This window comes from Halostagnicola bangensis, from assembly GCF_054653435.1.
The window spans coordinates 2,802,977-2,827,252 of record NZ_BAAIGG010000002.1 but is presented as its reverse complement, the minus strand read 5'-3'; the positions used below and the strand labels follow the sequence as shown (position 1 = coordinate 2,827,252).

The window sequence follows — 24,276 nt, the reverse complement described above, 5'->3', positions numbered from 1 at the left end:
GACGCGCACACGCATATGGATAACTCGAGCGAAGAGGACGGCACCGAGGACGACTACAATATCGAAACCAGATCGATCCACGCCGGCCAACACCCCGACGAGGAAACGGGCGCGCTGATGACGCCGATTCACGCGAATTCGACCTACGAACAGGATGCTCCCGGCGACCATCGAGGATACGAATACTCCCGAACTGGAAACCCGACCCGGACGGATCTCGAGGAAAACCTCGCAAGCCTCGAGAGCGCCGAATTCGGCCGCGCGTTCTCGAGCGGGATGGCGTCGATCAACACCGTCTTGAACCTCCTCGAGTCGGGCGACCACGTCGTTACCGGCACCGACGTCTACGGCGGAACACACCGGATCTTCACGCAGGTCTACGAGCAGTACGATATCGAATTCTCGTTCGTCGATATGACCGACCTGTCGGCGCTCGAGGGTGCCTTCCAAGAGAACACCGAACTACTCTGGCTCGAGACGCCGACGAACCCGCTCATGTCCATCGTCGATATCGAAGGGGCGGCCGAGATCGCCCACGCAGAAGGCGCGATCTGCGCCATCGACAACACCTTCGCGACGCCGTACCTCCAGCGACCGCTCGAGCTGGGCGCGGATGTCGTCTCCCACTCGCTCACCAAGTATCTCGGGGGCCACTCCGATGTCGTGGGCGGGGCCCTGTTGACCAACGACGAATCCCTGGACGAGCGGTTCGGCTTCTATCAGAACGCCGTCGGCGCGACGCCCGGTCCCTTCGAGTCCTTTCTCGTCCTTCGGGGGACGAAGACGCTCCCCGTTCGGATGGATCGCCACTGCGAAAACGCCCGTGCCATCGCGGCGTGGCTCGAGGACCACTCCGACGTCGAACGAGTGTACTACCCCGGGCTCGACTCGCATCCGGGACACGAAATCGCCGCCGACCAGATGGACGACTTCGGAGGTATGCTGAGTTTCGAACTCGACGCCACCCTCGAGGAGGCAAGCGCGGTCGTCTCGAACACCGACGTGTTCGCCCTCGCAGAGAGCCTCGGGGGCGTCGAGAGTCTGATCGAACAGCCCGCTCCAATGACCCACGCCGCGATTCCCCGGGAGGAACGCCTCGAGGCCGGGCTGACGGACGGACTCATCCGCGCGAGCGTCGGGATCGAGCACGTCGATGACCTGATTGCCGATCTCGAGACGGCCATCGACGACGCGCTACACTGAGTCACGTCGTATTTTCCGGGCGACGGGCGAGTCGCCACCCCATCGCTCACCCTACCAGCCCCGGCCTACCCTGTACGCATTTGATCCCATAGTGTGAACACCTCCCTATGTCATCAGCAGAAACGGACGCCGGCGTTCACGCACTTGCACTCACGCTCGAGTTTCACGGTCGGGAGCTGACGATCACGCCGACGGTCGTCGAAACCGATCGAGGACTGGTCCTCATCGACGTCGGTCCCGAAGGTGCGGTCGGCCCCCTCGAGACCGCGCTGTCGGATCTCGGCTTTTCGCTCTCGGATCTCTGGATGGTCGTAGTGACCCACCACGACGGCGATCACGCGGGTGGGCTCGCGGAACTCCGCTCGCGCGTCGACGTCCCGGTGGCGGCCCATCCCGAAGAAGCGCCGTACATTACGGGAGCGAAAACGCCGATCAAGGGCGACGGGGACCGCTACCCGCCGGAATCGGTCGATATCGAACTCGTCGGCGGGAGTCGACTGTCGACGGCTGTCGGTCCGATAGAACTCCTCGAGACGCCCGGCCACTCGCCGGGCCACCTCTCACTGTACGTCCCCGACGAACGGCTTCTGATCGCTGGCGACGCGCTCGTCTCTGACGGAACCGAAGTGCTTTCCGGCCCGAAACCCGAGTTCACGCCCGAAATGGACCGCGCCCTCGAGTCGGTCGAAACGCTCGCCGCCCTCGAGATCGACCACGTGCTCTGTTTCCACGGCGGGTACAGCCGAGCGGGCAGCGGCCGAATCGCCGAAATCGCTCGAGTGAACTCGAGCTAAGTCGGCATTTCACACCGCCCAGCGAAGCGGAAATCTCATCGGGCCGGGGCCAGTACGATAACCCATGCAAATCGAACTCCGCGTCTGTCAGCACTGTCTCGACGGCGACCACGGCAACGAGAAGCGAACGGAGGTCATGCACGACATGGTCAACTGCGCCGAGAAGATCAAAGAGCACAAAGACGTTATCGACCTCGATGCGGTTCACATCCGGAAAGTACGGGAGGACGAACACGGGAAACCCGAAGCGCTCCCCGTCGTTGCCGCGTCGATTCAGAACAATCAGGTCGCCTTGAACGACCTCCAACTCGTGACGGAGGGCCAAGACGGGAACATGCTGATCTACATCGACCCGCAGGACGTGTTGACGGTTCTGGCCGGAAACCTCGACGAGATCAGCAAGGCCGTCACCGAAGACGTGACTATCGACCTCTCTTCGACCGGCGCACAGATGGTCTCGGAAGCCGACCTCGGCGCTCGAGGTCCGAATAACTGAAGGCCGTTATTCAGATTCGCTTTGACGAGTCTGCCCCTTCGGGGAGAAATTGGTTCTCGAGAGACGATTTTCGGAAGACGAACGGCTTTGAAATCACCCCTCCGAGCGCCAGCGAGAGACGACCTACTCGAGCGAGACGGAGCGGCCGCTTCGGGGAGTAGAAAAACGATCGAAAAACGGAGTCGTGTTATATCCGGCCGACGTTCTCGACGCCAACGCTTTCGACGCCTTCGACGTCGCTAAAGTTTTCTTCGACGGTTTCGGTTCCGCCCGCTCCGTCGGGAACGATAACCGTCGCGTACAGGGCGACGAGACCGAAGGCGACTTCCTCGCGTTCGGTTCCGTTGATCTTGGCACCCTCTGGAAGGGCGGTCTCGAGTCGCTCCTGAAGCGCGTCGAGGTCGATCTCCGGGCTGTTCGGCATGACCTTGATTTTGGCTGCTACTTTTCCCATTGTATCCTTATGGACCGGTGAATCCGCAGTCGTCGCACTCATAGAGGTTGCTCTGTTTCCGGCACTTTGCACAGCGGTAAATCTGTTTACCGCACTCGGGGCACTTGAACGCTGCAGCGTTCGTTCCCGCGATGTTGATCCCACAAGAGACACACGAACGCGTCTCTCGTCTATCCGTGGAGCTCATACAGCCACCTTCCCTCCCGCCGTTTTTAACGGTTGTCTTTTGCTACTCGAGCGGCGAGACCACGCTGAACGGACGCGAAACGCCGGGGCGGTTCAATCGTGAGGGTGAAATCGGCGGACGGCCGACCGAACGGCATCGTCGCGACCGATAAACGTCACCCGGTCTCCCTCCTCGAGAACGGTGTCCGCACCGGGGACGTACGTCTCGCCGTCTCGAGCCAGAACGGCGACGATACAGCCGTTGGGTATCTCGGCGTCGAGTTCGGCGATGGTCGAGTTCGGGAGATCCGCCGCCGTTACCGTGATCTCCTGTGCGTCGTGTCCCTCGCCGAGTTCGGTCATCCAGTGTGCGAGCGCGGGTCGTTCGATCTCGTTGTCGATAGACCACGCGGTCGCACTCGAGACGTCGATAGCGCGGACCCCGAGCGTTTCGAAGGCGTCGACGTTCTCGGGAGAATTTACGCGAGCGACGACGGTTTCGACGTCGAATTTCGTTCGTGCGAGCTGCGAGACCAGCAGGTTCGTATCGTCGGTCGCGGTCGTCGCGGCGACGATCTTCGCGTCCTCGATACCCGCTTTCTGCAGAACATCGTCGTCGGTTCCGTTACCCGTGAGCGCGCTGAATCCGTTCTCTTGCAAACGGGTTGCGACCGCGGGATCCTCATCGATAAGCACGATGTTTTCCCCTCGTTTCTCCAGTCGCGTGGCGAGCGTCCGGCCGACCCGACCGCCGCCGACGATGAGTGTGCGCATTGGAATAACCTGAAAGTACTCCGCGATTTGCCGGGAGAAGCCCGCTTGAATGACGACGGTGATGAAGATGACGAGAAATACCGTTCCGGCCAGCGTCTGTGAGGCTTCGAACTGCCCGGCCGCCTCGAGCTCGAGCGCGAACAGCGTCGCAACGGACGCCGGGATGATCCCCCGGGGACCGACGAACGAGAGGAAGAGCCGTTCCTCGCGACTGAACCGCCGATCGGTCGTCGCGAGGGCGACCAGAAGGGGTCGAACGAACAGTGTTACCGCGACGACGACAGCGATTCCACCCGTTCCGAGCCCCAACAGGGAGTCGAAGTCGATCAGCGCGGCCAGGGAGATGAAGACGAACGAGAGAACCACGAGCGTGAGATCGCGATTGAATTCGAGGATCTCCTCGCGGTAGGGGAGCTCAACGTTTCCGAGGACGAGTCCAGCGGTCGCTGCTGCGGCTACGCCGGTCTCGGAGAACACCGATTCGGCGAGCCCGAACGAAACCAGCGCGCCCGTCAGGGTTACCAGCCTCGCAACCTGCGGAGCGTTCCCGGCCGGTTGCTCGACGGAAACGAGTAAGTAACGGACGCCGACGGCGACGACGATACCGATGCCGATCCCCGCGGCGAGTCGCTGAAGAAACGCCAGCGGGATCGTTTCGGGAGAGTTCCCGACGACGACGGCCTCGAAGATCACGATCGCGAGGACGGCGGCGGTCACGTCGTTGATGATTCCCTCCCCCTCGAGCGCGGCGGTAACGTGTTCCCGGACGGTTATCACCTCGAGAATCGGCGTGATAACCGTCGGTCCCGTCGCGACTAACAGCGCGCCGATCAGGAACGCGAGGCTCCAGGTGGTGTCGAGAAAGTATCTGACGGCGATGCCCGTGCCGACGAACGTGACCAGCGCTCCGATCGTGGTCAATCGGAAGATGGCCTGTGGTGCCATCGCGAACTTCTCCCGTCGGAGGTGGAACGCGCCGTCGAAGATGATGATCGCGACACTCAATCCGACGATCGTCGAGAGCCCGTCCCCGAACGTCTCAGCCGTTACGAACGAGAGTCCCTCGGGACCGACGGCTACGCCGATGAGTATCAAAAACAGCACGCTCGGAATTTGTAACCGCTTTGCGAGTATCTGCGCGCCGATACCGAGCGCCAGAACACCCACGACAACGAAGAGGATCTCGTCCGCCACTGGCGGTACGTCTACGCGACGTGTGTTAAATGGTACCACCCATGTACGGCCACCCATGTATGGGTGCTCCCCGTGTACGGGAACGTCGGCCTCGAAATAGTTCGTAAGCACCTCCCGAGATCGGTCGAGCCCCCTCCGAAAACTGGTCGTGAGACCCTTCGGGTCCGTTGGATCGATAGTGAACTCAACATTCAAACCCGTCCCGTTCGTAGGGCCGCTAATGCGCCTCGACGACTACATCGAGGAGTTAGAGCCCGACGAGGAAGCCGAGCGACGGCGTCTCGCGAAGGAGAAATCCTACGCGATCACGGACCATCTCGAGGACTTCGAGCGGAACTTCGAGCGGTCGCTCTCGGGCGATACCCTCGTCGGATCGACGGCACCCTCCATTTTCGTCGGCCGATCGAACTATCCCGATATCCCGATCGGCTTGCTCTCGCCCGTCGGGGACGAAGAGCAGGCCGAGGAGTACGTTACCGACGGCAAGTGGTACCAGCAGGGATACGCCATCGACGATGTCCTCCAGCGACGGACCGGCCTGTTGAACTCGAGCAAACCCGCGAACGTCGACTCGCCGAGTATCGCCAGTCGACTGGCACCATCCGTCGACGACGTCTGGGACGGCTTCGTCGGCGTCCAGCGCGAGGTTGCGATTTCTGACCGTCCGGTCGATCTCGAGATCGGCCTCGACGACACGCCCGACCTGGGCCTCGACGCCGGGACTGACGTGGCGACGCCGCGCGGCCCGCGAGCCAACGCGAAAAACGCCGATCTGCGGGAGAACCCCCACGTTCCGAAAGCAGTGAAAAAGACCTTAGAGGACGACGACTGGCAGGCACAGGGGGCGATGACCTACCTCTATCGGCGCGGCTTCGACGTCTACGAAATCAACTCGATCCTCTCGGCCGGTGCGCTTGGCGAGACGGAACAGCGCCGGCTCGTTCCGACGCGGTGGTCGATCACCGCCGTCGACGACACCGTCGGCCAGTTCGTCCGCGGCCAGATTCGGACGAATCCGAGCATCGACGAGGTCCAGGTCTGGGCCAACGAGTACATGGGCAATCGCTACTGGATCATCCTCTCGCCCGGCCGGTGGGAGTTCGAACTCGTCGAGATGAAAGCCCCCGGGAGCATCTGGAACCCCGATCCCCACGACTCGGTCTGGATGGCGAGCGCGAGCGAGGGCTACGAGGGCCGAACCGGCTACGTCGAGGAAACGGCGGGAGCCTACTACGCCGCCCGGTTAGGCGTTCTCGAGCACTTAGAATCCATCGGCAGGCAGGCAAAGTGTCTGGTCCTGCGCGAGGTGAGTGACGACTACTGGGCTCCCGTCGGCGTCTGGCAGGTCCGCGAGAGCGTCAGGAACGCGTTCGAGGGAGCGCCCGGAGACGCGGGCGATCAAGGGCCCGGCGGCCGAGCGTCGATCGCCGGCGAGTACGGCGAGGCCGAAACCTTCCACGACGCCGTCGCGAAAGTCTCGAGGCGGCTCCCCGTTTCCCACCAGCGACTCCGCAGAAAATCGGAACTCGCCGCAGGATTGCAGTCCAGTCTCGACGCGTTCTCGAGCGGGAGTTTGACCCGCTGAGCGTGTGGTGGCGTCCACTCGTCTTCCTCGTCCGCTATCTCCCCTCTCGAGAGCCCTCAACCGCTAGTCGTCGACCGCAACCGCGACGAACCGGAGTCGGCGATAGTCCGCGGTCCACGAGCCGTCGCGAAACAGCGTCGGCCTGAGTTCGTCCTCGACGGCGGTAACGATTTCATCCCGCTCGTCGTCCGGAACGCCGCCGAAAAACTCCGCTCCGAACATTCCGATCCAGTTGGCGAGGCCGTCCTCCCCATCTTCGAGGGTCGTGGGCCGGTCGAACAATCGCGCCATCCGAACTTCGAAGCCGTGGGACTCGAGTCGCGGTGCGTATTCGCTGATCGACGGAAAGTACCACGGGTGTTCGTTGTCGTACCCGCGACTGCGCAACTCGGTTTCGAGGGCGTCGACGATCAGTTGGACGTTGTTCGCCCCGCCGAGTTCGGCGACGAATCGACCGCCCGGACGGAGCGCGTCTCGAGCGGACTCGAGGACGCCGTCCTGATCGGTAATCCAGTGCAACGCCGCATTCGAGAAGACGGCGTCGAAGAGCTCGTCCGCGCTGAAATCGGTCGCATCCGCGCGGACGAACGAACAACGTGAACTCGACGAGTCCGAGGTCGGATTTGACGACCGCGCCTGTTCGATCATCGCTTCGGATTGATCGATGCCGACGACCGTCGCCCCGGTCGCCGCGATTTCGTTCGTCAAGTGTCCCGTCCCGCAGCCGATATCGAGTATTCGATCGTCCAGTCCGGGGTCGAGGCGATCCAGAAGCGATTCGCCGTACTCGTAAACGAACGCGTGCGAGCCGTCGTAGGCGTCGGGATCCCACGGCTGATCGTCTTGGTGCGGTCCCATCGTAGTCCATCAACGAACGGAATCCCTTTAGCTGATCCGGGACAGAACGAGCGTATGACAGTTCCAGGAGCGATTCCGCCCGACCTCTTTACCGCGCTGGCAGCCCTCTTTTTACTGCTGGGTGTTCCGCTGATCCTGTTCGCACTCATCATGCTCTATACGGGGTACGTCCGATACGACGCCGAAAAGTACCTCGAGGAACTCGAGGAGGAAGCGGACAAGCGGGGCGGTAGGGGCGAACGGGCCGATAACGGCGAACGTCCAGGTCACGACGAACGAACGAAAAGCGAATCCGCGGGAGGGGACCGTTCAGAATCCGCGACGGCCACGGACGAGGAACCGTTCGGCCGTCACTCGCCAGCGACGTCCGAAGGGGGCGTTGCGGACGACTCAGACGACGGTTCGACCGACTCCGTTGTGGAAGACGATCCGAAATCGCCGTAAGCGTCACCGAAGACGTTCAGCCCCGCTTTGAAGACCGCGAGCAGGACGGGGCCGAGGAAGAGTCCCATAATGCCGAGCAGATAGATCCCGCCGATCACGCCGACGAGGACGACTGCTGGGTGGAGCCCCGATTCTCGGTCAACGAAGATCGCACGCAGGTAGTTGTCGACGACGGAGAGGACGGCGATACCGTACACCAACAGAATAGCCGCGCTCACCGGTTCGCCAGCGACGAAGAGATAGCCGACGGCGGGCCCCCAGACGAGCCAGATTCCGACCGCCGGGAGGAACGAGACGATGATCATCACGACCGTCCAGAAGGTGACGTTTGGAACGCCGAGGAGCCAGAGACCGATGCCGCCGAGAATCCCCTCGACCAGCGCGACGAGAACGTGACTGTAGATAACCGCCCAGGTGACTGTTTCGACTTCATCGAACAGTTCTTCGCGAATGTCGGCCTCGAGCGGCGCGATCGAACTCACCCAGGCGACGAACTCGGGGCCGTCGACGAGCAGGTAGTACAGCAAGAACAACAGCACCATCAGCCCGAGCGCCATTTCGATCGTCGTATTCACGAGCGTGATCAACTCGGCGAGAACGAACTCCACCGATTCGGAGAGGAACATCTCGAGTTCCGTCACGAGGTGGGTCTCGATGGAGTCTATCGTCTCCTGTTCGACGCCGAGTTCCAGTGCAAGCTCTCGAACGGTCTCGATAGCCGCGAGTTCGTCGAAATCGTTCAGGAACGAAAACACCGTATCGAAGATGACGATTGAAAAAGCCAGCAACGGCACGACTGCGGCGACGACGGCGAACGCGGTGAGCAGTAACGCCGATACTCTGGGACCGACTCTCTCCTCGAGTCTCCGGTGGGCCGGATAACACACGAACGCGAGAAGACAGGCGGCGATGATATACTGAGACAGGGGCGCGATCATCATCGCGGTGACCGCCCCGAGGAGGACCAACAGGAAGGCGAAGAAGCCGGTTCGAACGTCCATATTCGGATATCTCACCTCGGGTACGTAAACGTTGACACTCCAAACAGTACCGTTTTCTTATGTGACGAACTGCGGGCGGGCCACAATGGAATGCAGTCCGGCTACGACGAGGGACAGTCCGACATGACGAAGTGCAGTCCGACATGACGAAGTGCAGTCCGACATGACGAAGTACAGTCCGACATGACGAAGTGCAGTCCCGACGGGCTAGAGGTTCGCGTACGCGCTATCGACCATTTCGCTCGTTTCGGCGACGATTTCCGCCCAGTTCTCGTCGTCAGGAGCAATGCCCAGCAGCCGGGCGATTTTCATTATCGAAATGTGGTAGACAACCTGTTTTCCCGGTTCCTCCTGCCAGACGATCACGTTACAGGGGAAGAGTCCGCCCATCTTCTTCGTCACGTCGAGTACCCGATCAGCTATCTGCGGATTACAGGCTCCGAGGACGTAGTAGGGGTCTCTGTCGGCGTCGACTTTCTCGTTTAACAGTTCCGAGGGCGAAAACTCGGCGGGAACGCCGAATCCTTCCGCCTCGAACACCTCGCGCGTGTGTTCGATCGCCTCCTCGTGGTCCATCTCGAGGACGGCTCGGTGTTCGCCGTAGTGTTCGGGATCGATTTCGGACGGGTCAATTGGAAGACTCATAGCTCTTGGTTCGTGTTCAGGACGGAAAAACTGTCCCCAGCGAACGGTTCGTTTCCGGGACTGTTCGGAAGCGGGCTCGAGGTGGATGCCATCCCCCATCCTGGGTACCGTATTAAGCCGAACGAGGGTGTTGAATAGCTACCATGTCCGAACACGTCCTCGTTCCGATCGACGAGACATCGCTCCTCGAAGACGTCGTGGCCTACGCGCTCGAGCGGTATCCCGAGGCCGACGTCACGGTATTACACGTCCTCACCGTCGCCGAAGACGCCCCGCTCGAACTCGATAGTGCCCCGGCCGCAGAGGAGTGGCGCGACACACCACTCGACCTGTTCGAGCGCGCCGAGGAAGTCGCAAGCGACTACGATCGGGAGATCGAGACGATTACGCTGTTCGGACAGACCGCGCGGACCATCCTCGAGTACGAGCAAGAAGCGGGTGTCGACGCGATCGTCCTCGGGAGTCACGGCCGACACGGGTTAGAACGATTACTTATCGGGAGCGTCGCCGAAACGATCGCACAGCGCGCCTCCGTCCCCGTTACCATCGTCAGATGACGTCGGTGGGCGAAACAGCGATCCGATTCCAGACCCCGATCAAAGCGGAATCGGAAGCCACTCGAGGTACTCGAGGATTCCCGTCGGATCGAACAGCGGATCGTGAAGCACCAACCAGTCGAGGAAGACGAGGCCGACGCCGTGGGCGATCACCGAGGGGAGGATCGAGTTCGACTTGTAGTCGACCGCGCCGAAGAGGACGTCCGTGGGTCCCGAAAGCAGGAACTCGATCGGCGGTTTCGAGGAGTGGTGGATCATGTAGACGATCGGGCTGATGAGAACCGCCTTGAATCCGATCTCTTTGACGCCGACACAGAGCAATCCGCGGTAGTAGGTTTCCGCCGCGAGCGCGAGGATGAACAACTTGATCGCGTGCGGGATGAACTCGCCGGGAGCCGCCGACGTTTCCCACATCGGATAAAACTGTCTGATCGTGGGAAACGTCGAGCCGACCAGGTAGAACGGGAGCACGAAAAGTGAGAGCAAAATCGCGTTTCGAATCGCGACCCGATTGATGGTCCAACCGATCCGACGACCGTGGGAGAGGCCGAGTGCGAGCGGGCCGACGATCAGTAACAATCCGTCGACAACGACCCGTTCGTCCAGTCCCGACGGAACGGTCCGTGTCCACAGAATCGTCAGTATCGCGCCGGTAAGGAGCGACTTTTGAAACCAGGATAGGCGATTGAACTGGTCGCGTATCCAGCGAACGCTGCTGCTTTCGTCCTCGATTGCCACGGCTGATTACTCGCTCGTGGTCTGGACGGGCCCAGTCCCGATAACGTCCCTGACGTGGCCGTCGAACTCCTGATGGCGCTCGAAGTACGTCTCGTCGACATCGACGAGGACGTCCGACAGTTCCCGCGGTCCGTCAGGTGTTCGGATGACGCTGTCGCCCTCGAGCCGATCGATCTCGCTCTTTTCTTTCGGCCACGTGAGCCGGGAGCTTACTCGAGCCAGCGGTGCACCCTCGACCGGCGTCCCTTCCCCGAGGGATACGGCGGGTTCCGTCTCTTCTTCGTCGTCGCTCATACTCGCCACTTTGCAAGCGTCTCGATTCAAACTTTCGCTTCGAGTGGTGTTCCGATGATCACCGAACGGACAATCGCTCCGAGCGAAACCGCGTTCCGCCTACTTTCTACGATTCCTCTGTACTTTCCGCGATTTCTCTGCCAACCCTCGTTCACTCACAATATCTCTCTTCCTCCCGACATGTGTCTGACGTATCGTTTTTTGTGGTGTGAGTACGAACCCCCCCACTATGACCAGCCTGGCGGAGGTATATCAGGGGAACGAACGGGAGGTGTCGAGCCTCCGACGGCTGTACGCGGGAACGATACTGGTCGTTATCGGGGCGATTCTGGCAGTCGTCGCCGTGCTCGTCGCCACGACAGAACTCTTTTCGGGATACTTCGCCGATCAGTACGCCGCGCTCGAGGCCGCAGGAATTCTGGCGGGTATCGGCGTTCCGGCTGCGCTCGTCGGCGTCTTCATCGTGTTACCGGCGTCTCGTCGAGTCAAAGCCGCGGCCGCGATCGGTGCCAGTCTCTGCCTGCTCGGCGTGGCCTTGTTCTGGCACGCGTATCCCCACCACTGGCGTGGCTACGGTGACAACCTCACACTCCACGTCTCCGCCGTCTACCTTCTGGGACTTTTCATCTCGGTGTGGTGTCTGTTCACCGCCGTCGTCAACTTCAAGACCAGAAACGACCCTGGCGGGATGCTCGAGATGAACGTCACCCGGAAAGGGGAGACGAAAATCGTCGAAGTCGACAACTCGAGCAGCGGCCCGCTCGGCGGCGTCGGCCTACTGGGGAGCGATCCGGACGGCAACGTCGAGACCCAGACCAACGTCGAATCGGAGTCGCCGTCGTCCTCGAGCGGCGGATCGAGCGGAACGGGCGACCTTCCCGGTGCTGGCACCGTTACGACCAGCGACGGCGGCTCGAAGACGGCGGATATCGATTCGCCGCTCGGGACCGGGGACGGTCACGATGCCGAGTTCGTCGACGCCCCCGTCGAACCCGACGAGCCGGTCGAGACGGCGGATCAGTACTGCGGCAACTGTCGGCACTTCGAGTACGTTCGGACGTCTTCGGGCATGGTTCCGTACTGTGGGTATCACGACGGCGCGATGGAGGATATGGACGCTTGCGACGAATGGACGCCGAACCGCCGTGACGCCAGTCTCGACTTCGACTAGCGAACCCACCAGCGGGTCGGTTCGGCTGGTTACGAGGTTCAAACGGCTGAGTGCGAGATTTAAAACGGGAGACTACGACATTCAGAACGGCTGAGTACGGGATTCAAACGGCGACAGGTCTTCGGTTGTGTATCGAGGATACCTCACTGCTGTTCGATGCTGAGACGAATCGCCACGCTCGAGCACTCGTTCGGGGTCGACGTCGTCTCGACAGCCCCTCCTATAGCCACATCCCGATCGCCTGTTCACCCAACTCGAGTCCCAACTGGGGCACTTGATAGATGATAAGCGCGGCCACGACGAGTTCCAGCCCGGTGACGATGACCGTAACCAGATCCGCCATTCTGCTCTTGACTGTGACGCCGATCGGCAGGCCGAACTCCTCCTTCCAGAGCGGGTAAAACAGCGCGATACCGCGCTTGCTTCCCGCAACGTCTAACACGTAGTGGGTGAGGATTCCGATCCAGACGTACTCGAGGTTTGCGAAGAAATACGGAAAGGCGATAAAGGCGACGAGAATCGGTAGGTTGTGCAACGTTTTGCGGTGCTTGCCGAAGGCGGTGTCGACATCCGGAAACAACGCGCCAAGAGTGACGGGAACGCCGATCATCAGAATCGTCACGAACGTCTCTTCGGTCCCGGCAGGCTCGAGTAGATACCCCAACCCGATACTCAACAGGACGGCGTTGAGAACGTGTCCCTTCTTGTTCATCTACTGAACGCTGGGAATCGGAGGACGGAATAGCTTTCTGTCGAGACCCGTCGTCGATCGGACTCGTTCCGACGGGAGCATCCCCGACAGGTGTCTCGTTCTCAGTGAACTCGATCAACCGCCGCTAACAGGTCTTCGAACGCTCGTTCGACCGTCTTCGCCCGAACCGTCGCCCGGTCGCCGTCGAACTCGTATCGGGAAACGGTCGCCTCCGAGGCGTTTGTCCCCCACGGCCCGGCATAGGAGATACCGATGTAGACGGTCCCGACGGGATCGGCTTCGGTCCCGCCCGTCGGACCGGCGACGCCCGTCGCGGAAATCCCCCAGGTCACGTCGGTCACGTCGCGGACCCCCTGTGCCATCTCGCGCGCGACGGGTTCGGAGACGGCCCCGTACTCGTCGAGCGCCTCGCGGCTAACGCCGAGATGTCGGCGCTTGGCGTCGTAGGCGTACGTCGTCAGTCCGGCGTCGAAGTAATCGCTCGCGCCCGGAATCGTCGTGATCGCCGCGCCGATCAGCCCGCCCGTACAGGATTCGGCCACGGCGAGTGTTTCCTCGGCATCCCGCAGGGTGTCGCCGATCCGCATCGGAAGCTCGCGGTCGATATCGTCGTTCATGCTCGAGGAGAGGGGAGCCGGCAGTTTCAATGGAACGGTGAGTCGGTCGAAACCGCTTTTCGGTCGCGCTCTGTCTTCCATTCGTGTCGAAAGATCCAACGCCCGTCGGCTCCCAACGGAACGCATGGACTACGAGACGCCGCTTTTCTTTCGCGTGATGCAGTACGCCTCGAGGGCCGAGGGGGACGTGATCGACATGGTGAGCGGTAATCCGGACTGGGAGCCGCCGGCGGCGCTCCGAGAAGGGCTCCACGAGTACGCCGACGCGGATCCGGACCGATTCCAGTATCCGCCGAGCGACGGACTCCTCGAGTTGCGCGAGGAGATCGCCGCTCGCCGAAACGTGGACGTTTCCCAGGTCGTGGTCACCAACGGCGCTGGCGAGGCGAACTACCTCGCGATGGCTCGAGCGCTCGAGCGCGACAGCGGCTCCGAAGTCGTTCTGACCGACCCTGTCTACCCCTATTATCCGGGGAAGACGACCATGCTCGGCGGGACCCAGACGTACGTCGAGGCGGACGAAACGGGTCAGCTCGATCCGGACGACGTTCGCTCGGCGGCGAGCGCGGATACCGCGGCGATCGTCGTCAACTCGCCGAACAACCCGACCGGGGCGGTCTATCCGGAGGAGACGGTCCACGAACTCGTCTCGATCGCCGAATCGAACGATGCGATCCTCGTCAGCGACGAGGTCTACGACCACTACGACCTCTCGGGTACCTTCACGAGCGCGCTCTCGGTCGACTCCGAGCATCGGATCGTTACCAACGCGTTTTCGAAGTCGATGGCGATCACGGGTTTTCGGGTCGGTTACTCGATCTTCCCGGAGGAACTGGTCGAAAGCGCGAGGAGCCGCCACATGCTGGTCAACGTCGCCGGGAGTCGACCTGCCCAACACGCCGTATTGCACGCGCTCCGGGAAACGGGGCCGGAGTACTACCGGGCCAATCGGGACCGCCTCCGTGATCGCGTCGACACGTTCACCGACGCGCTCGAGCGGGCGGGTGCGGAGTACACCCGACCCAACGGGTCGTTCTACGTGATGGTTCGATTCGACGGGTTCCCAGGAACGCTCGAGAACGTCGAACGGCTGATTGACGAGGCCGGCGTCGCCGGAATGCCGGGGACGGCCTTCGGGAGTTCTCGAGAGCAGTGGCTTCGATTCGCGCTTGTGACCCCGCGGGTCGAAGAGTCGGCGGAGCGGCTGATCGAGTACTTCGAGTGAAATCCATTCGATTCGGACGGGGAGTTCGATCGGTCCGAATCGGATGGCGGTGCGGGCGTTACCGAAGCGATCCCGACCACTTGCAGTTTGAACACGCAAAAAGGCCAGCGCCGTTTATCGTCTCGCTCCCGCAGTCGGGACAGGTCGCCGATCCCTCCAGTATAGCGGTGCCGTCGCTCGAGTCTACCACACCCCGAGCGAGAGTGCAAGCGAGGCGACTTCCGGGATCGGTTCCGTCGTACGGGAACGGGGCATCGTTCGCGGTCTCGAGTTTCGGATCGGGAGAACGCGTTTCGTGTTCTGAATGAGTCGGAACGGTGTCGGTATCCGAATTCTTCGGCTCGGTGCGAAGCTCCGGATCGGTTGCGGCGGACTCGGTCGCGGCGGGGTCGGATGCAGTGGGTTCAGATGCTGTTGTCATTGTTTGGGGACGCTTGGCTCGTCAGTCCACGATCTCGTATATAATGGTATCCACTAGAATAACAAGTCCGTATACCGATGTTAATATCCCTAATACAGCCGGTTGGCGCGCAGTGAGACTGCAGTTCGGTTAGTCTCCCGCTTGGAATTGGACCGACGATTACTCGTGTCTGGGTTGGGTATTGGCTTGCATGAGTGGACTCGACGTCGATCCGGTCGAAGAGACGAACGAGGACGGCGACGACCACACGATCGAAGTGACGCCGACGGATTCCGTCGAAGACGAGGAAGAACGACGGACGATCGACGTCGAACCGAGCGACGAGCCGGTCGACGGACCCGAGTACGTCCTATACGGCGGCAAAGGGGGCGTCGGAAAGACGACGATGGCGGCCTCAACCGCCCTGGATAGCGCTCAGCGAGGCGTCCGAACGCTCGTCGTCTCGACGGACCCGGCGCACTCGCTCTCGGATACCTACGAAACGGATATCCCGGCGAAGCCGACGCGCATCCGCGATGACGTGCCGCTTTTCGCGGCCGAGATCGACCCCGAAGCGGCGCTTGAGGACGCCGAGACGATCTTTTCACAAGGAGCCGGAGAGGGTGGCGATACCGCAGGTGGTGCCAGCCCGAACGCAGGAGCTGGTGGCGGCGCTGGAGACGGATTCGGAAGCGATCCGTCGGCCGGGACTGACGGGCCGCTTGGCGATCCGGACGGCCCGCTGGGTGGAATGGGCGAGATGCTCGGCGGCGATTCCCCGATGGACGCCATGCTCGGCGGCGGGATGCCCGGCTCTGACGAGGCGGCAGCAGTTCAACTCCTACTCGAGTACATGGACGACGAGCGGTTCGATCGCGTCGTCGTGGATACGGCACCGACGGGACACACTCTCAAGCTCCTGCAGTTGCCGGAACTGATGGATTCGATGATGGGCAAGATGATGCAGTTCCGCCAGCGAATCGGCGGGATGATCGAGGGTGTCAAGGGGATGTTCGGCGGCCAGGGCGGCCCCGAACAGGAGCCCGGAATGGACGACCTCGAGGAACTTCGCGAGCGAATCGAACGCCTGCGGGCCGCGCTTCGAGACCCCCAGCGAACCGACTTCCGTATCGTGATGGTCCCCGAGGAGATGAGCGTGCTCGAGTCCAAGCGGCTCCGCCAGCAGTTACGCGAGTTCGAAATCCCGGTCGGCACGCTCGTGGTAAACCGCGTAATGGAACCGCTGATGGACGTCACCGACGACGTCGAGGGCGAGTTCCTCGAGCCGAACCTCGAGGAGTGTGAGTTCTGTCAACGGCGCTGGGATGTTCAACAGAACGCGCTGATGGAAGCCCAGGAACTCTTCCGCGGCACCGACGTTCGACGTGTCCCGCTGTTCGCCGACGAAGTTCGCGGCGAGGAGATGCTCGAGGTCGTCGCGGCCTGTCTTCGATAGGAATCGGCCAGTTTCTCGAACGAGTCGATAGAGAGCTTCCCGATTAGAGAGGAACCCGATAGAGCGGAGTCCGCACGCGGCTAAAAGAGGCGGAGTCGACTGCTCAAACGAACTTCCGCAAGAGACCGTAGGCCGCGTCTCGGAGCCGGTCCGGGAGGAATCGAACGTAAGAGCCGTACTCCGCAATCGGGCCGACGGGGTACCGCGCCGGGGGCTCCGGACAGGTACCTGCGTGGAGGATCGCCGCCGCGACCTCCTCCGGTTCGATCGCGAGCGGACCACCGCCGCCGATCAGTTGCGCGTCGTCGTAGATCTCGTACAGTGTCTCGTAGGCCGGCGTTCGATTCTCCGGCAGTTCGTCGTCCGTACGGTCGATAAACTCCGTTTCGACGGTGCCCGGCTCGATCAGGACGACCTCGATGCCGAACTCCTCGACCTCCGCCCGGAGCGAGTCGCTCATTGCCTCGAGGGCGTGTTTCGAGCCCGAGTACGGTCCGGTTCCAGCGAAGGAGAGACGGCCGAGGATGCTCGAGACGTTGATGATTCGGGCTTCGTCCTGGGCTCGCATGTGGGGAAGCGCGGCTCGAGCGAGACGGTGCGGGCCGTAGACGTTGACGTCGAACTGGCGGTGGAGATCGAGCGTGGAGACGTCCTCGATCGGCCCCATCTGCGCGTAGCCGGCGTTGTTTACCAGACAGTCGATCGCGCCGCCGATTTCGACGGTCTCCTCGACGACCCTCGAGACCTGATCTGGGTCAGTAACATCCAGCTCGAGCGTCTTACAGCCTGCCTCGGCGAGATCCGCGATGTCGGCGGTGTTGCGCGCCGTTGCCACGACCTGCCAGTCCTTCTCGAGGAAAGCCTCGGCCGTTGCTTTCCCGATACCCGACGAACACCCGGTGATGAGGATGCACTTCTTTCGGGTGTACCGATCGTCGGCGTCCTGGGTCGTCGTTCGGTCCCGTTCGTCGCTCGAGGCCGTCCGTTCGCCGGCCGTGGTGTCAGTTCCGTACTCGTTGCTGGCTCCGGGAGAGTCCTGATCCCCGTCATCGTCCGTTCCCTCGGCTTCCTCAGCAATGGCCATACAGGTTGGGTTCGTGAGACGTCACCTAAGTACCGACGGTTTTTCTCGCCCGTCGTTCGATGGCGTTCTGTGTCCCAGAGATCGACACACTGGGGTGCGCCCCGAAACTCGAGGAAGAGGTTTGAATCTCGAGTAAACTCCCCACGGGTGAGATCCTCGTCATCATGAGAGAGCTTCGCTCTCGACCTATCCTTAGGCTTCCCGATTCAATGACGTGACTTGCAGGCACGAACTCAAACTGAGTCGTTCCGTAACGGCCACAGTCCCCACAGGCGTATATTCGAGCCATCCTGACCTTTCTCGATAAATGCACGTGAGAAGAGTCCGTCACGTCGAGAAGGCTCACCTTATGAGTCGATAAAATTGTCGCCTGTTCGCGTATCGAACCCATACCGTTCGAGCGTATCGAGCGTTTCCAGATGTCCGTCTCGAAGGTCGCCCTTCGTGTATTCGTCACTGAGGGATCGCTCAACTATCTCTGTGAGTTGATCGGAAGCGAGCACGTTCGGGACACTCACGTATTCGGCACCGTTCTGAAGCAGTTCTCGAGCAGTTGCCGACGTGTTTGCCCGAAGGATAATGTCGGTATCCGTTTCGAGTGACAGAATACGCTCGGAAACGGGGCGGTGAGCGACTGTCGACATAAGTAGTGATGCATCGTGGATATGTGCTTTTTCGAGTGGGTAGGTCGACATGGCGTCACCGAGGACGTAGTTCTGACACTCCGCTCGTAGATCGTCCCAGAGCACCGGATCGTTTTCGATGACGACATACTCTTGATCGAGTTGTTCGCATGTCTCTACGACCCGGCGACCTTGTCGACCGTAGCCGATGATGACGACGTGACCCTCGAGATCGTCGCCGACGTAACTCCGTTCGTCGATCTTCCGAGTAAGATGACCGGCGAAGAAATCCTCGACGAACGTTCTATAGACCGTCTCTTCGTGGCGGCTAGCGACGGACGTCAGGATCATCGTCACAGCTGCAGCGAGGATGATCGCTTCGAAGAGCGTGTCCGAAATCGAACCGGCAAACGTTGCCTGGATTGCGATTACCAGCGACAGCTCACTGACTTGGTTGAGTGTCGAGCTCGAGAGGAACGCGGTTCGTGCGTCGTACCCCTCGTACACAAACGAGAGCATGATAACGAGGGGATTGACGAAGAGCACTAGCGCCGTAAGTGTGACTGCGACGAGGAGCACTTCCAGATCCGGAACCTCGACGAGCGCACCGACCGTGACGAAGAAGATTGCAACGAAGAAGTCCTTGATGGATTCGATCCCGTTGCGCACGCCGATCGTCGACGCGTCGCCGCTACGGATGGAAATGCCGGCCGCGAACGCGCCGACGACGATCGAGATTTCCGCCAGTTCTGCCGCGGCGAGAAACCCGATCAGTATCGAAATACTGCCCATCATGATGAGTTCGTCCGAATCACCTGATAGCCGAACGAGTAGCGGGAAGACGTGTCGATAAACTAATAATGCGGCGATCAGAAAGAGCACGCCGAACCCGATCTGAGACGTGACTAGTGTCGTCGTGTACGTCTCGGCCGAGAGGATGAGAATGAGCCCGATGGCAAGGAGATCGTCGAAGAAGTGGACGGACGAGGCCAGACGACCGTGAACGAGATTGTCCCGAATTTCGTGCTCGAGCAGTCCGGCGCCGACGATGGTCGAACTGAGTGTTGCGGCGACGCTAAAGTAGACGGCGTTCTGCGTGTCGAAGCCGTAGACCGTTGCAACGGCGAAAGCAACCGGCGCGACGACTATCAGCTGCGTCACCGCCGCGGCCTCGCTGTCCCTGATAACCGCCTGTAACGATTTGAAGTCGACCGTAAACCCGAAGACGAAGACCAAGAACGCGATACCCCACTGGGCGAGCTCGATCAATTCCGGTTGATCGAGAAATGTCCCCGCGACGAGCCCGGCCAGAATGTAAAACGGAACCGGAGAAAGTGAAAAATGATTTGCAACCAACAGGAACGCACCAGCCGTGACGAACAAGACGGCGAGGGCGGTGATGAGTTCAGTCATCGTCGTCACCCCCCGTCTGCTTCCGGAGGTCGCCCTCGAACCCGACTGACTCTTCCCGCTCTATACGTGCGATATCGCGTTCGAACGACCGTTCGAGCGATTCCCGATCCGTAAAGTACTGCTCGAGGTATTCACTCAATTTGGCCGCGGTCAGGTAGGTGCTCATAATTACGTAGTCCGCACCACGGTCGTAGAGTTCACGCGCGTCGTCGATCTGTTCGGCTTCGGCGAATACGATTGCATTGTCGCTAACCTCCTCGAGCAGTGCCTTGTTAACATCCGTCTGCACCGTCGAACTGAGGACGAACGACGCCTTCTTGAGGTTCGCCGCTTTTCGAATCTCGCCGTGGCGGAAGTCGCCGTAGATGTACTCGTACCGGCCTTCTTCCTCGAGAGCCTCGATATGTTCGGTCTGGCGATCGATGATGACGACTTCGCCGTACTTCTCCTCGAGCATTGGCAGTGCACGTTCGGTGATCTCATCGTAGCCGATCGTAATCGCATGATTTTCGTACACGTCGAGATCGACATCTTTCTTGTCGTCGGATTCGAACCGCCTGAACCACGGCTCTAACTTAGCATAGATGGTATGGTTATGGGCGATAATATACGTCGAGACGCTCATTGTTAATAGCGCCATCAGGCTGAGATAGCCGAGAATTTCGTTCTCAATGAACTCTTGGTTCACCGCCAGCGCACCGACGACAAGCGAGAACTCGCTAACCTGGATCATGTTAATCGAACCGAGGAACGAGGTTTCGACGCTGAAATCTTCGCGATAGATCAAGTAAAACATGATCCAAAAGTTACCGACCATCAGGATGACTGAGGCGATCACCGCCTCCTGCCAATAGGTGAGCAGTTCGCTCGCTTCGAGCTGGAGTCCAATGCTGGCGAAAAAGACGAGGATAAAGAAGTCCGTTATCGGCGTAATCCGATCTTCGAGTTCCTTGCTGTAGGGCAACTGGGCGATGCTGATGCCGGCGAGGAAGGCTCCGACCTCGAGCGAGAGGTTGAAGTACTCCGAGATGGCGATAAAGAGGAACGCCCAAGCGATGGCGATGATGAGGAAGACATCTTTATTGTCCGCGACGCGACGGAATAACCGCGGGAGCAGGTAGCGAGAGGAGGCAATCGAGAAGAGAGCGATGAACGTCATCATGATGGCGATGACGCCGAGCGTTTGGGCGATTTCGGTCGGGTTTCCGAGCGAATCTGCGCCGAGGAGTGCGAGAACGACGACAAGGTAGATATCCTGGACGATCAGGACGCCGACATCGATTCTCCCCGGCAACGACGTGATCTCGTCCTTGTCGGTGAGGATCTTGACGATGATCGGCGTCGCGCCGAAGACGGTCGCGAGCGCGATAATGATAATCTCGGTGGGATCGAATCCGAGCGCCCAGGCGACGGCGAGGGCCAGCGCTGTTTGAAGGATCGTTTGCCAGACCGCAATATTGATTATCGGACGCAAAATTTCGCGAATATCGTCGAAGCGCATCTTCATCCCGAGCAAGAACAGGAGGAATCCGAGGCCGAGTTCGGCCATGTTCTCGACGAGTGCGTCCTCGGTGACGACATCAAACATTACGGGACCGAGAATCAGGCCGGTGAGGATGTACGCGATAATTGTCGGCTGACCTGTTTGACGTGCGATCAGCCCAACTATTGTCGCAACGACGACAATTATAGCAAAGTCCGCTGCGAGCGCAATCTCATTCATCGCGTACCCAACTCTTGGATTCGCATTTGGGGATGAAGGGTTTATATATTCGCTTTTAGAAACGTATGTCAGACGATACCAGTTATCGGTCTCGGAGGATATGTATAGTGGAGCTTTTGCTCAAGCGATGACTCAGTTCGTCCGCTCGACGATACCGAGACCAATCCACGTGATGACCGGCTCGTCGTCCTGATTGTACGCCGTGAGTTTCGTATCGACGTGGCCGATACTTGGATCGTCCTCGAGCGGCCGCTTGTCGACGACCTCGACGGTGACCGAGAGCGTATCGCCGGGCTTGACTGGCTTGATCCAGCGGAGTTTATCGATCCCTCGAGCGCCGAGCCAGGCGTCGTCGGCGACGTGTTCGACGAATTCGCGCATGCATAGCGAGGCCGTGTGCCAGCCGCTGGCGATCAGTTCGCCGAATATTGAGTCCTCTGCGGCGTCCTCGTCGACGTGGTACGTCTGTGGGTCGTACTGCTCTGCGAACTCGATGATCTCGTCTTTCGAAATCGTTCGGTCGCCGAAGGATTGCGTGTCGCCGATTTCGAGGTCTTCGTAGTACGTCGGCATGCCTCGAGAACGTTGGTGGAACGAGAAATAGCTTGTTGGTGAGGATACCGTCGGGTGTCGGCCGAACCCCGTCGACCGCTACTCTCGGTTGGCGACACCCTCGAGCAGGTACTCGGCCGTCTCGAGGTTCGTTGCCAGCGCGGTATCGTGAACGTCACAGATACGCAACAGGGCCGAGATATCCGGCTCGTGGGGCTGGGCTGTCAGGGGATCCCGGAGGAAGACGATCCCGTCGAGTCTCCCTTCCGCCACCTGCCCGCCGATCATCAGGTCGCCGCCGAGCGGGCCCGACTCCATGCGTTCGATTTCGAGTTCGGTGGCCTCCAGTAGCCGTTTCCCCGTCGTTCCGGTCGCGATAAGATCGTACTCGAGCAGTTGCGATTCGTGGGTCTGGACGAACTCGATGAGCTCCGATTTCTTCTCGTCGTGTGCGATAAGGGCCAGTCGCGTCATCTACCGATCGTACGGCGAGTGCCGTGATAGTTTCTGGTGTCGCCGTTCCGGCACCGTCGCACCGTCTCGCGTTACTTCCACAGGATCGGGGAGGATCTCGCATCACCGCCATCGGGGGCGTGATCGATAGCAACACTTTCGGCCGTCGGGTCTGCACTCGAGTGCATGAACTTCTTCGACCGGCTGCACGACCGGATCGTCTCGGTCGACAGTGTCGTCAGCGTCGGGTTAGACCCCGACCCGAAACGCATCCCGGACCACTTAGAGGAATACGACCTTCCGCGGTGGGCGTTCAACCGCCGGATCATCGACGCGACCCACGAACACGCCGCGGTCTACAAGCCCAACGCCGCGTTCTACGAGGATCCCGACGGGTGGCGCGCCCTCGAGGAAACCGTCGCCTACGCCCACGGTAAAGGCGTCCCAGTTCTGCTCGACGCCAAGCGCGCTGACATCGGAAACACGACGCGCCAGTATGCGAAGGTCCTCGAGACGGTCGACGCGATAACCGTCAACCCCTACATGGGCAGAGACTCCCTTCAGCCGTTCCTCGACGACGAGGAATCCGGCGTTTTCATCCTCTGTCGGACCTCGAATCCGGGCGGCTCGGATCTGCAGGATCTCGAACTCGAGACGGGCGAATCGCTCTACGAGCGCGTGGCAGCGCTGGCGGATCTCTGGAACGAAAACGACAACGTCGGGCTCGTCGTCGGCGCGACGAAGCCGGAGGAACTCGAGGAGCTCCGCGAACAGGTCCCGGAGCTTCCGTTCCTCGTTCCCGGAATCGGCACGCAGGGCGGCGACGCCGAAGCCGCCGTCGAGCATGGACTCGCAAACGGCGTCGGACTCGTCAACTCCTCTCGAGGAATCATCTTCGCGGGAGAGGACGCAGGTGAAGAGTTCGCGCCAGCGGCCGGCCAGGCCGCAAAGCGGTTAAAAGTGCGACTGAATCAGTACCGGGAGTAACGAGTCGGCTGACCGTCGCCGATTCTCGTCCTCACTCCGCGTCCACGACGCGACCGGCGACCCTTCCGTCGACGATCTTGCCGACGATTTCGATCGTAATCGGTTCCCCCGGCAGCTGTTTTTCGGGAGGGTTCGCGAGACGGTCACAACCTTCGACGACGGCGATATCCATCGGGCTCGCGTCGTAGGGATGAGACGCGACCAGGTATCCCTCGGATCTGTCGATATCCAGCTCCCGAGGCTCGATGTGAAACCGCTCGCCGATACCCAGCGATTCGCCGAGCATGTCGCGAATTGATGTCATGGAAGGGAGGTCAGGATCATTGGGTTCAGAGTAGGGAGTTCGGTATCACCCGGTCGCGGTCAGAACCGGTGAATATCGGTTTCGTCCGACTGCTCGCCGGGTTGCGCCTGCGCGGCGCAGTCGGCACAGAGCCCTAATTCGCGCTCGTAGTGTTGTTCGCAGGTTAGCGTCCCGCAGTTGTCACATCGGGCCTGGGCCGGCCGCGATTCACAGATCTGGCAGAGACCACTCACGCTCATACGTACCAGTAGGGACTCCAGACGCTTGAAGCCGCCCCCGGAATAGATCGTTCGTCACGAACCATCCTCGAGAGAAACCCGCTGAAATCACCCTTGGCTGGTGTCAACAGGTGAC

28 protein-coding genes are annotated in these 24,276 nt (G+C 60.8%); 10 read left to right on the top strand and 18 right to left on the bottom strand.

Annotated elements, in window-relative coordinates:
• The first annotated feature begins 15 nt into the window (after positions 1 to 15).
• The 3 genes from ACYQ14_RS15880 (at position 16) to ACYQ14_RS15870 (ending at position 2,493) form a co-directional block, all read left to right on the top strand.
• On the top strand, positions 16 to 1,203 hold the full coding sequence (locus ACYQ14_RS15880) for a cystathionine gamma-synthase (protein WP_459889345.1): 1,188 nt from the start codon (positions 16 to 18) through the stop codon (positions 1,201 to 1,203).
• Between the two features lie 107 nt (positions 1,204 to 1,310).
• Positions 1,311 to 1,997 (top strand): MBL fold metallo-hydrolase, encoded by a 687-nt coding sequence (locus ACYQ14_RS15875; RefSeq protein ID WP_459889344.1) that lies wholly within the window; start codon positions 1,311 to 1,313, stop codon positions 1,995 to 1,997.
• A gap of 64 nt (positions 1,998 to 2,061) precedes the next feature.
• The gene (locus ACYQ14_RS15870) at positions 2,062 to 2,493 is read left to right on the top strand and encodes a hypothetical protein (protein ID WP_459889343.1); all 432 of its coding nucleotides are present in this window, start codon (positions 2,062 to 2,064) and stop codon (positions 2,491 to 2,493) included.
• A gap of 187 nt (positions 2,494 to 2,680) precedes the next feature.
• Here the strand turns inward: ACYQ14_RS15870 and ACYQ14_RS15865 are convergent, their stop codons facing one another.
• The 3 genes from ACYQ14_RS15865 to ACYQ14_RS15855 form a co-directional block, all read right to left on the bottom strand.
• Positions 2,681 to 2,947, bottom strand: coding sequence for an elongation factor 1-beta (locus ACYQ14_RS15865; RefSeq protein WP_283835295.1), 267 nt, complete (start codon positions 2,945 to 2,947; stop codon positions 2,681 to 2,683).
• A gap of 7 nt (positions 2,948 to 2,954) precedes the next feature.
• A complete protein-coding gene (locus ACYQ14_RS15860; RefSeq protein ID WP_283835293.1) occupies positions 2,955 to 3,134 on the bottom strand; it encodes an HVO_2753 family zinc finger protein in 180 nt (59 codons plus the stop codon).
• Between the two features lie 92 nt (positions 3,135 to 3,226).
• Positions 3,227 to 5,080 carry a cation:proton antiporter domain-containing protein gene (locus tag ACYQ14_RS15855; protein ID WP_459889342.1) on the bottom strand — a complete coding sequence of 618 codons (1,854 nt, stop codon included), beginning with the start codon at positions 5,078 to 5,080 and terminating at the stop codon, positions 3,227 to 3,229.
• A gap of 220 nt (positions 5,081 to 5,300) precedes the next feature.
• Between ACYQ14_RS15855 and ACYQ14_RS15850 the strand changes: the two genes are divergently transcribed.
• Positions 5,301 to 6,665, top strand: a complete 1,365-nt coding sequence (locus tag ACYQ14_RS15850; RefSeq protein ID WP_459889341.1) for a hypothetical protein — start codon at positions 5,301 to 5,303, stop codon at positions 6,663 to 6,665.
• 63 nt (positions 6,666 to 6,728) lie between these two features.
• On the opposite strand, the gene ACYQ14_RS15845 is transcribed toward ACYQ14_RS15850, so the two are convergent.
• A complete protein-coding gene (locus ACYQ14_RS15845) occupies positions 6,729 to 7,523 on the bottom strand; it encodes a class I SAM-dependent methyltransferase (RefSeq protein ID WP_459889340.1) in 795 nt (264 codons plus the stop codon).
• 54 nt (positions 7,524 to 7,577) lie between these two features.
• Between ACYQ14_RS15845 and ACYQ14_RS15840 the strand changes: the two genes are divergently transcribed.
• Positions 7,578 to 7,967 carry a hypothetical protein gene (locus ACYQ14_RS15840; protein ID WP_459889339.1) on the top strand — a complete coding sequence of 130 codons (390 nt, stop codon included), beginning with the start codon at positions 7,578 to 7,580 and terminating at the stop codon, positions 7,965 to 7,967.
• Here the strand turns inward: ACYQ14_RS15840 and ACYQ14_RS15835 are convergent.
• Positions 7,874 to 8,968, bottom strand: a complete 1,095-nt coding sequence (locus ACYQ14_RS15835; RefSeq protein ID WP_459889338.1) for an AI-2E family transporter — start codon at positions 8,966 to 8,968, stop codon at positions 7,874 to 7,876. The genes ACYQ14_RS15840 and ACYQ14_RS15835 overlap by 94 nt on opposite strands.
• Before the next feature lie 207 nt (positions 8,969 to 9,175).
• Positions 9,176 to 9,613 (bottom strand): DUF302 domain-containing protein, encoded by a 438-nt coding sequence (locus ACYQ14_RS15830; protein WP_283835284.1) that lies wholly within the window; start codon positions 9,611 to 9,613, stop codon positions 9,176 to 9,178.
• Between the two features lie 143 nt (positions 9,614 to 9,756).
• Here ACYQ14_RS15830 and ACYQ14_RS15825 point away from each other — a divergent pair, with 143 nt between their 5' ends.
• Entirely contained in the window at positions 9,757 to 10,170 is a 414-nt protein-coding gene (locus tag ACYQ14_RS15825) for a universal stress protein (protein WP_459889337.1), read from the top strand.
• Positions 10,171 to 10,209: 39 nt separating this feature from the next.
• Here ACYQ14_RS15825 and ACYQ14_RS15820 read toward each other — a convergent pair whose 3' ends face one another.
• Positions 10,210 to 10,908, bottom strand: coding sequence for a CPBP family glutamic-type intramembrane protease (locus ACYQ14_RS15820; protein WP_283835280.1), 699 nt, complete (start codon positions 10,906 to 10,908; stop codon positions 10,210 to 10,212).
• Positions 10,909 to 10,914: 6 nt separating this feature from the next.
• The gene (locus ACYQ14_RS15815) at positions 10,915 to 11,202 is read right to left on the bottom strand and encodes a DUF5789 family protein (RefSeq protein ID WP_283835279.1); all 288 of its coding nucleotides are present in this window, start codon (positions 11,200 to 11,202) and stop codon (positions 10,915 to 10,917) included.
• A 229-nt stretch (positions 11,203 to 11,431) separates the two neighbouring features.
• On the opposite strand from ACYQ14_RS15815, the gene ACYQ14_RS15810 reads away from it, so the two are divergent.
• Positions 11,432 to 12,373: a cell division protein CdpA domain-containing protein gene (locus ACYQ14_RS15810; RefSeq protein WP_459889336.1), complete on the top strand. Its 942-nt coding sequence runs from the start codon at positions 11,432 to 11,434 to the stop codon at positions 12,371 to 12,373.
• Positions 12,374 to 12,593: 220 nt separating this feature from the next.
• On the opposite strand, the gene ACYQ14_RS15805 is transcribed toward ACYQ14_RS15810, so the two are convergent.
• Together ACYQ14_RS15805 and ACYQ14_RS15800 are read right to left on the bottom strand one after the other, a co-directional pair.
• Positions 12,594 to 13,085, bottom strand: coding sequence for a metal-dependent hydrolase (locus tag ACYQ14_RS15805; protein WP_283835277.1), 492 nt, complete (start codon positions 13,083 to 13,085; stop codon positions 12,594 to 12,596).
• Positions 13,086 to 13,186: 101 nt separating this feature from the next.
• Positions 13,187 to 13,702 (bottom strand): CinA family protein, encoded by a 516-nt coding sequence (locus ACYQ14_RS15800; RefSeq protein WP_459889335.1) that lies wholly within the window; start codon positions 13,700 to 13,702, stop codon positions 13,187 to 13,189.
• Between the two features lie 124 nt (positions 13,703 to 13,826).
• On the opposite strand from ACYQ14_RS15800, the gene ACYQ14_RS15795 reads away from it, so the two are divergent.
• The gene (locus ACYQ14_RS15795) at positions 13,827 to 14,927 is read left to right on the top strand and encodes a pyridoxal phosphate-dependent aminotransferase (RefSeq protein ID WP_459889334.1); all 1,101 of its coding nucleotides are present in this window, start codon (positions 13,827 to 13,829) and stop codon (positions 14,925 to 14,927) included.
• A 58-nt stretch (positions 14,928 to 14,985) separates the two neighbouring features.
• On the opposite strand, the gene ACYQ14_RS15790 is transcribed toward ACYQ14_RS15795, so the two are convergent.
• The gene (locus tag ACYQ14_RS15790) at positions 14,986 to 15,348 is read right to left on the bottom strand and encodes a hypothetical protein (protein ID WP_459889333.1); all 363 of its coding nucleotides are present in this window, start codon (positions 15,346 to 15,348) and stop codon (positions 14,986 to 14,988) included.
• Between the two features lie 190 nt (positions 15,349 to 15,538).
• On the opposite strand from ACYQ14_RS15790, the gene ACYQ14_RS15785 reads away from it, so the two are divergent.
• Positions 15,539 to 16,783 (top strand): ArsA family ATPase, encoded by a 1,245-nt coding sequence (locus tag ACYQ14_RS15785; RefSeq protein ID WP_459889332.1) that lies wholly within the window; start codon positions 15,539 to 15,541, stop codon positions 16,781 to 16,783.
• Positions 16,784 to 16,886: 103 nt separating this feature from the next.
• On the opposite strand, the gene ACYQ14_RS15780 is transcribed toward ACYQ14_RS15785, so the two are convergent.
• The 5 genes from ACYQ14_RS15780 to ACYQ14_RS15760 all read right to left on the bottom strand — a co-directional run bounded on the left by ACYQ14_RS15780 (position 16,887) and on the right by ACYQ14_RS15760 (position 22,652).
• Positions 16,887 to 17,867, bottom strand: a complete 981-nt coding sequence (locus ACYQ14_RS15780; RefSeq protein ID WP_459889331.1) for an SDR family oxidoreductase — start codon at positions 17,865 to 17,867, stop codon at positions 16,887 to 16,889.
• Positions 17,868 to 18,214: 347 nt separating this feature from the next.
• Positions 18,215 to 19,903 carry a cation:proton antiporter domain-containing protein gene (locus ACYQ14_RS15775; protein ID WP_459889330.1) on the bottom strand — a complete coding sequence of 563 codons (1,689 nt, stop codon included), beginning with the start codon at positions 19,901 to 19,903 and terminating at the stop codon, positions 18,215 to 18,217.
• Positions 19,896 to 21,626 carry a cation:proton antiporter gene (locus ACYQ14_RS15770; protein WP_459889329.1) on the bottom strand — a complete coding sequence of 577 codons (1,731 nt, stop codon included), beginning with the start codon at positions 21,624 to 21,626 and terminating at the stop codon, positions 19,896 to 19,898. Before ACYQ14_RS15770 ends, ACYQ14_RS15775 begins: the two co-directional genes overlap by 8 nt.
• Before the next feature lie 132 nt (positions 21,627 to 21,758).
• Complete coding sequence (locus tag ACYQ14_RS15765; protein ID WP_459889328.1) at positions 21,759 to 22,199, bottom strand: MaoC family dehydratase; 441 nt, start codon at positions 22,197 to 22,199, stop codon at positions 21,759 to 21,761.
• Positions 22,200 to 22,277: 78 nt separating this feature from the next.
• Positions 22,278 to 22,652, bottom strand: a complete 375-nt coding sequence (locus tag ACYQ14_RS15760; protein ID WP_459889327.1) for a methylglyoxal synthase — start codon at positions 22,650 to 22,652, stop codon at positions 22,278 to 22,280.
• Between the two features lie 165 nt (positions 22,653 to 22,817).
• Between ACYQ14_RS15760 and pyrF the strand changes: the two genes are divergently transcribed.
• A complete protein-coding gene (gene pyrF, locus ACYQ14_RS15755; RefSeq protein WP_459889326.1) occupies positions 22,818 to 23,618 on the top strand; it encodes an orotidine-5'-phosphate decarboxylase in 801 nt (266 codons plus the stop codon).
• Between the two features lie 31 nt (positions 23,619 to 23,649).
• Here pyrF and ACYQ14_RS15750 read toward each other — a convergent pair whose 3' ends face one another.
• Positions 23,650 to 23,922 carry a hypothetical protein gene (locus ACYQ14_RS15750; protein ID WP_459889325.1) on the bottom strand — a complete coding sequence of 91 codons (273 nt, stop codon included), beginning with the start codon at positions 23,920 to 23,922 and terminating at the stop codon, positions 23,650 to 23,652.
• 59 nt (positions 23,923 to 23,981) lie between these two features.
• Entirely contained in the window at positions 23,982 to 24,161 is a 180-nt protein-coding gene (locus ACYQ14_RS15745) for a hypothetical protein (protein WP_283835257.1), read from the bottom strand.
• Positions 24,162 to 24,276: the final 115 nt, after the last annotated feature.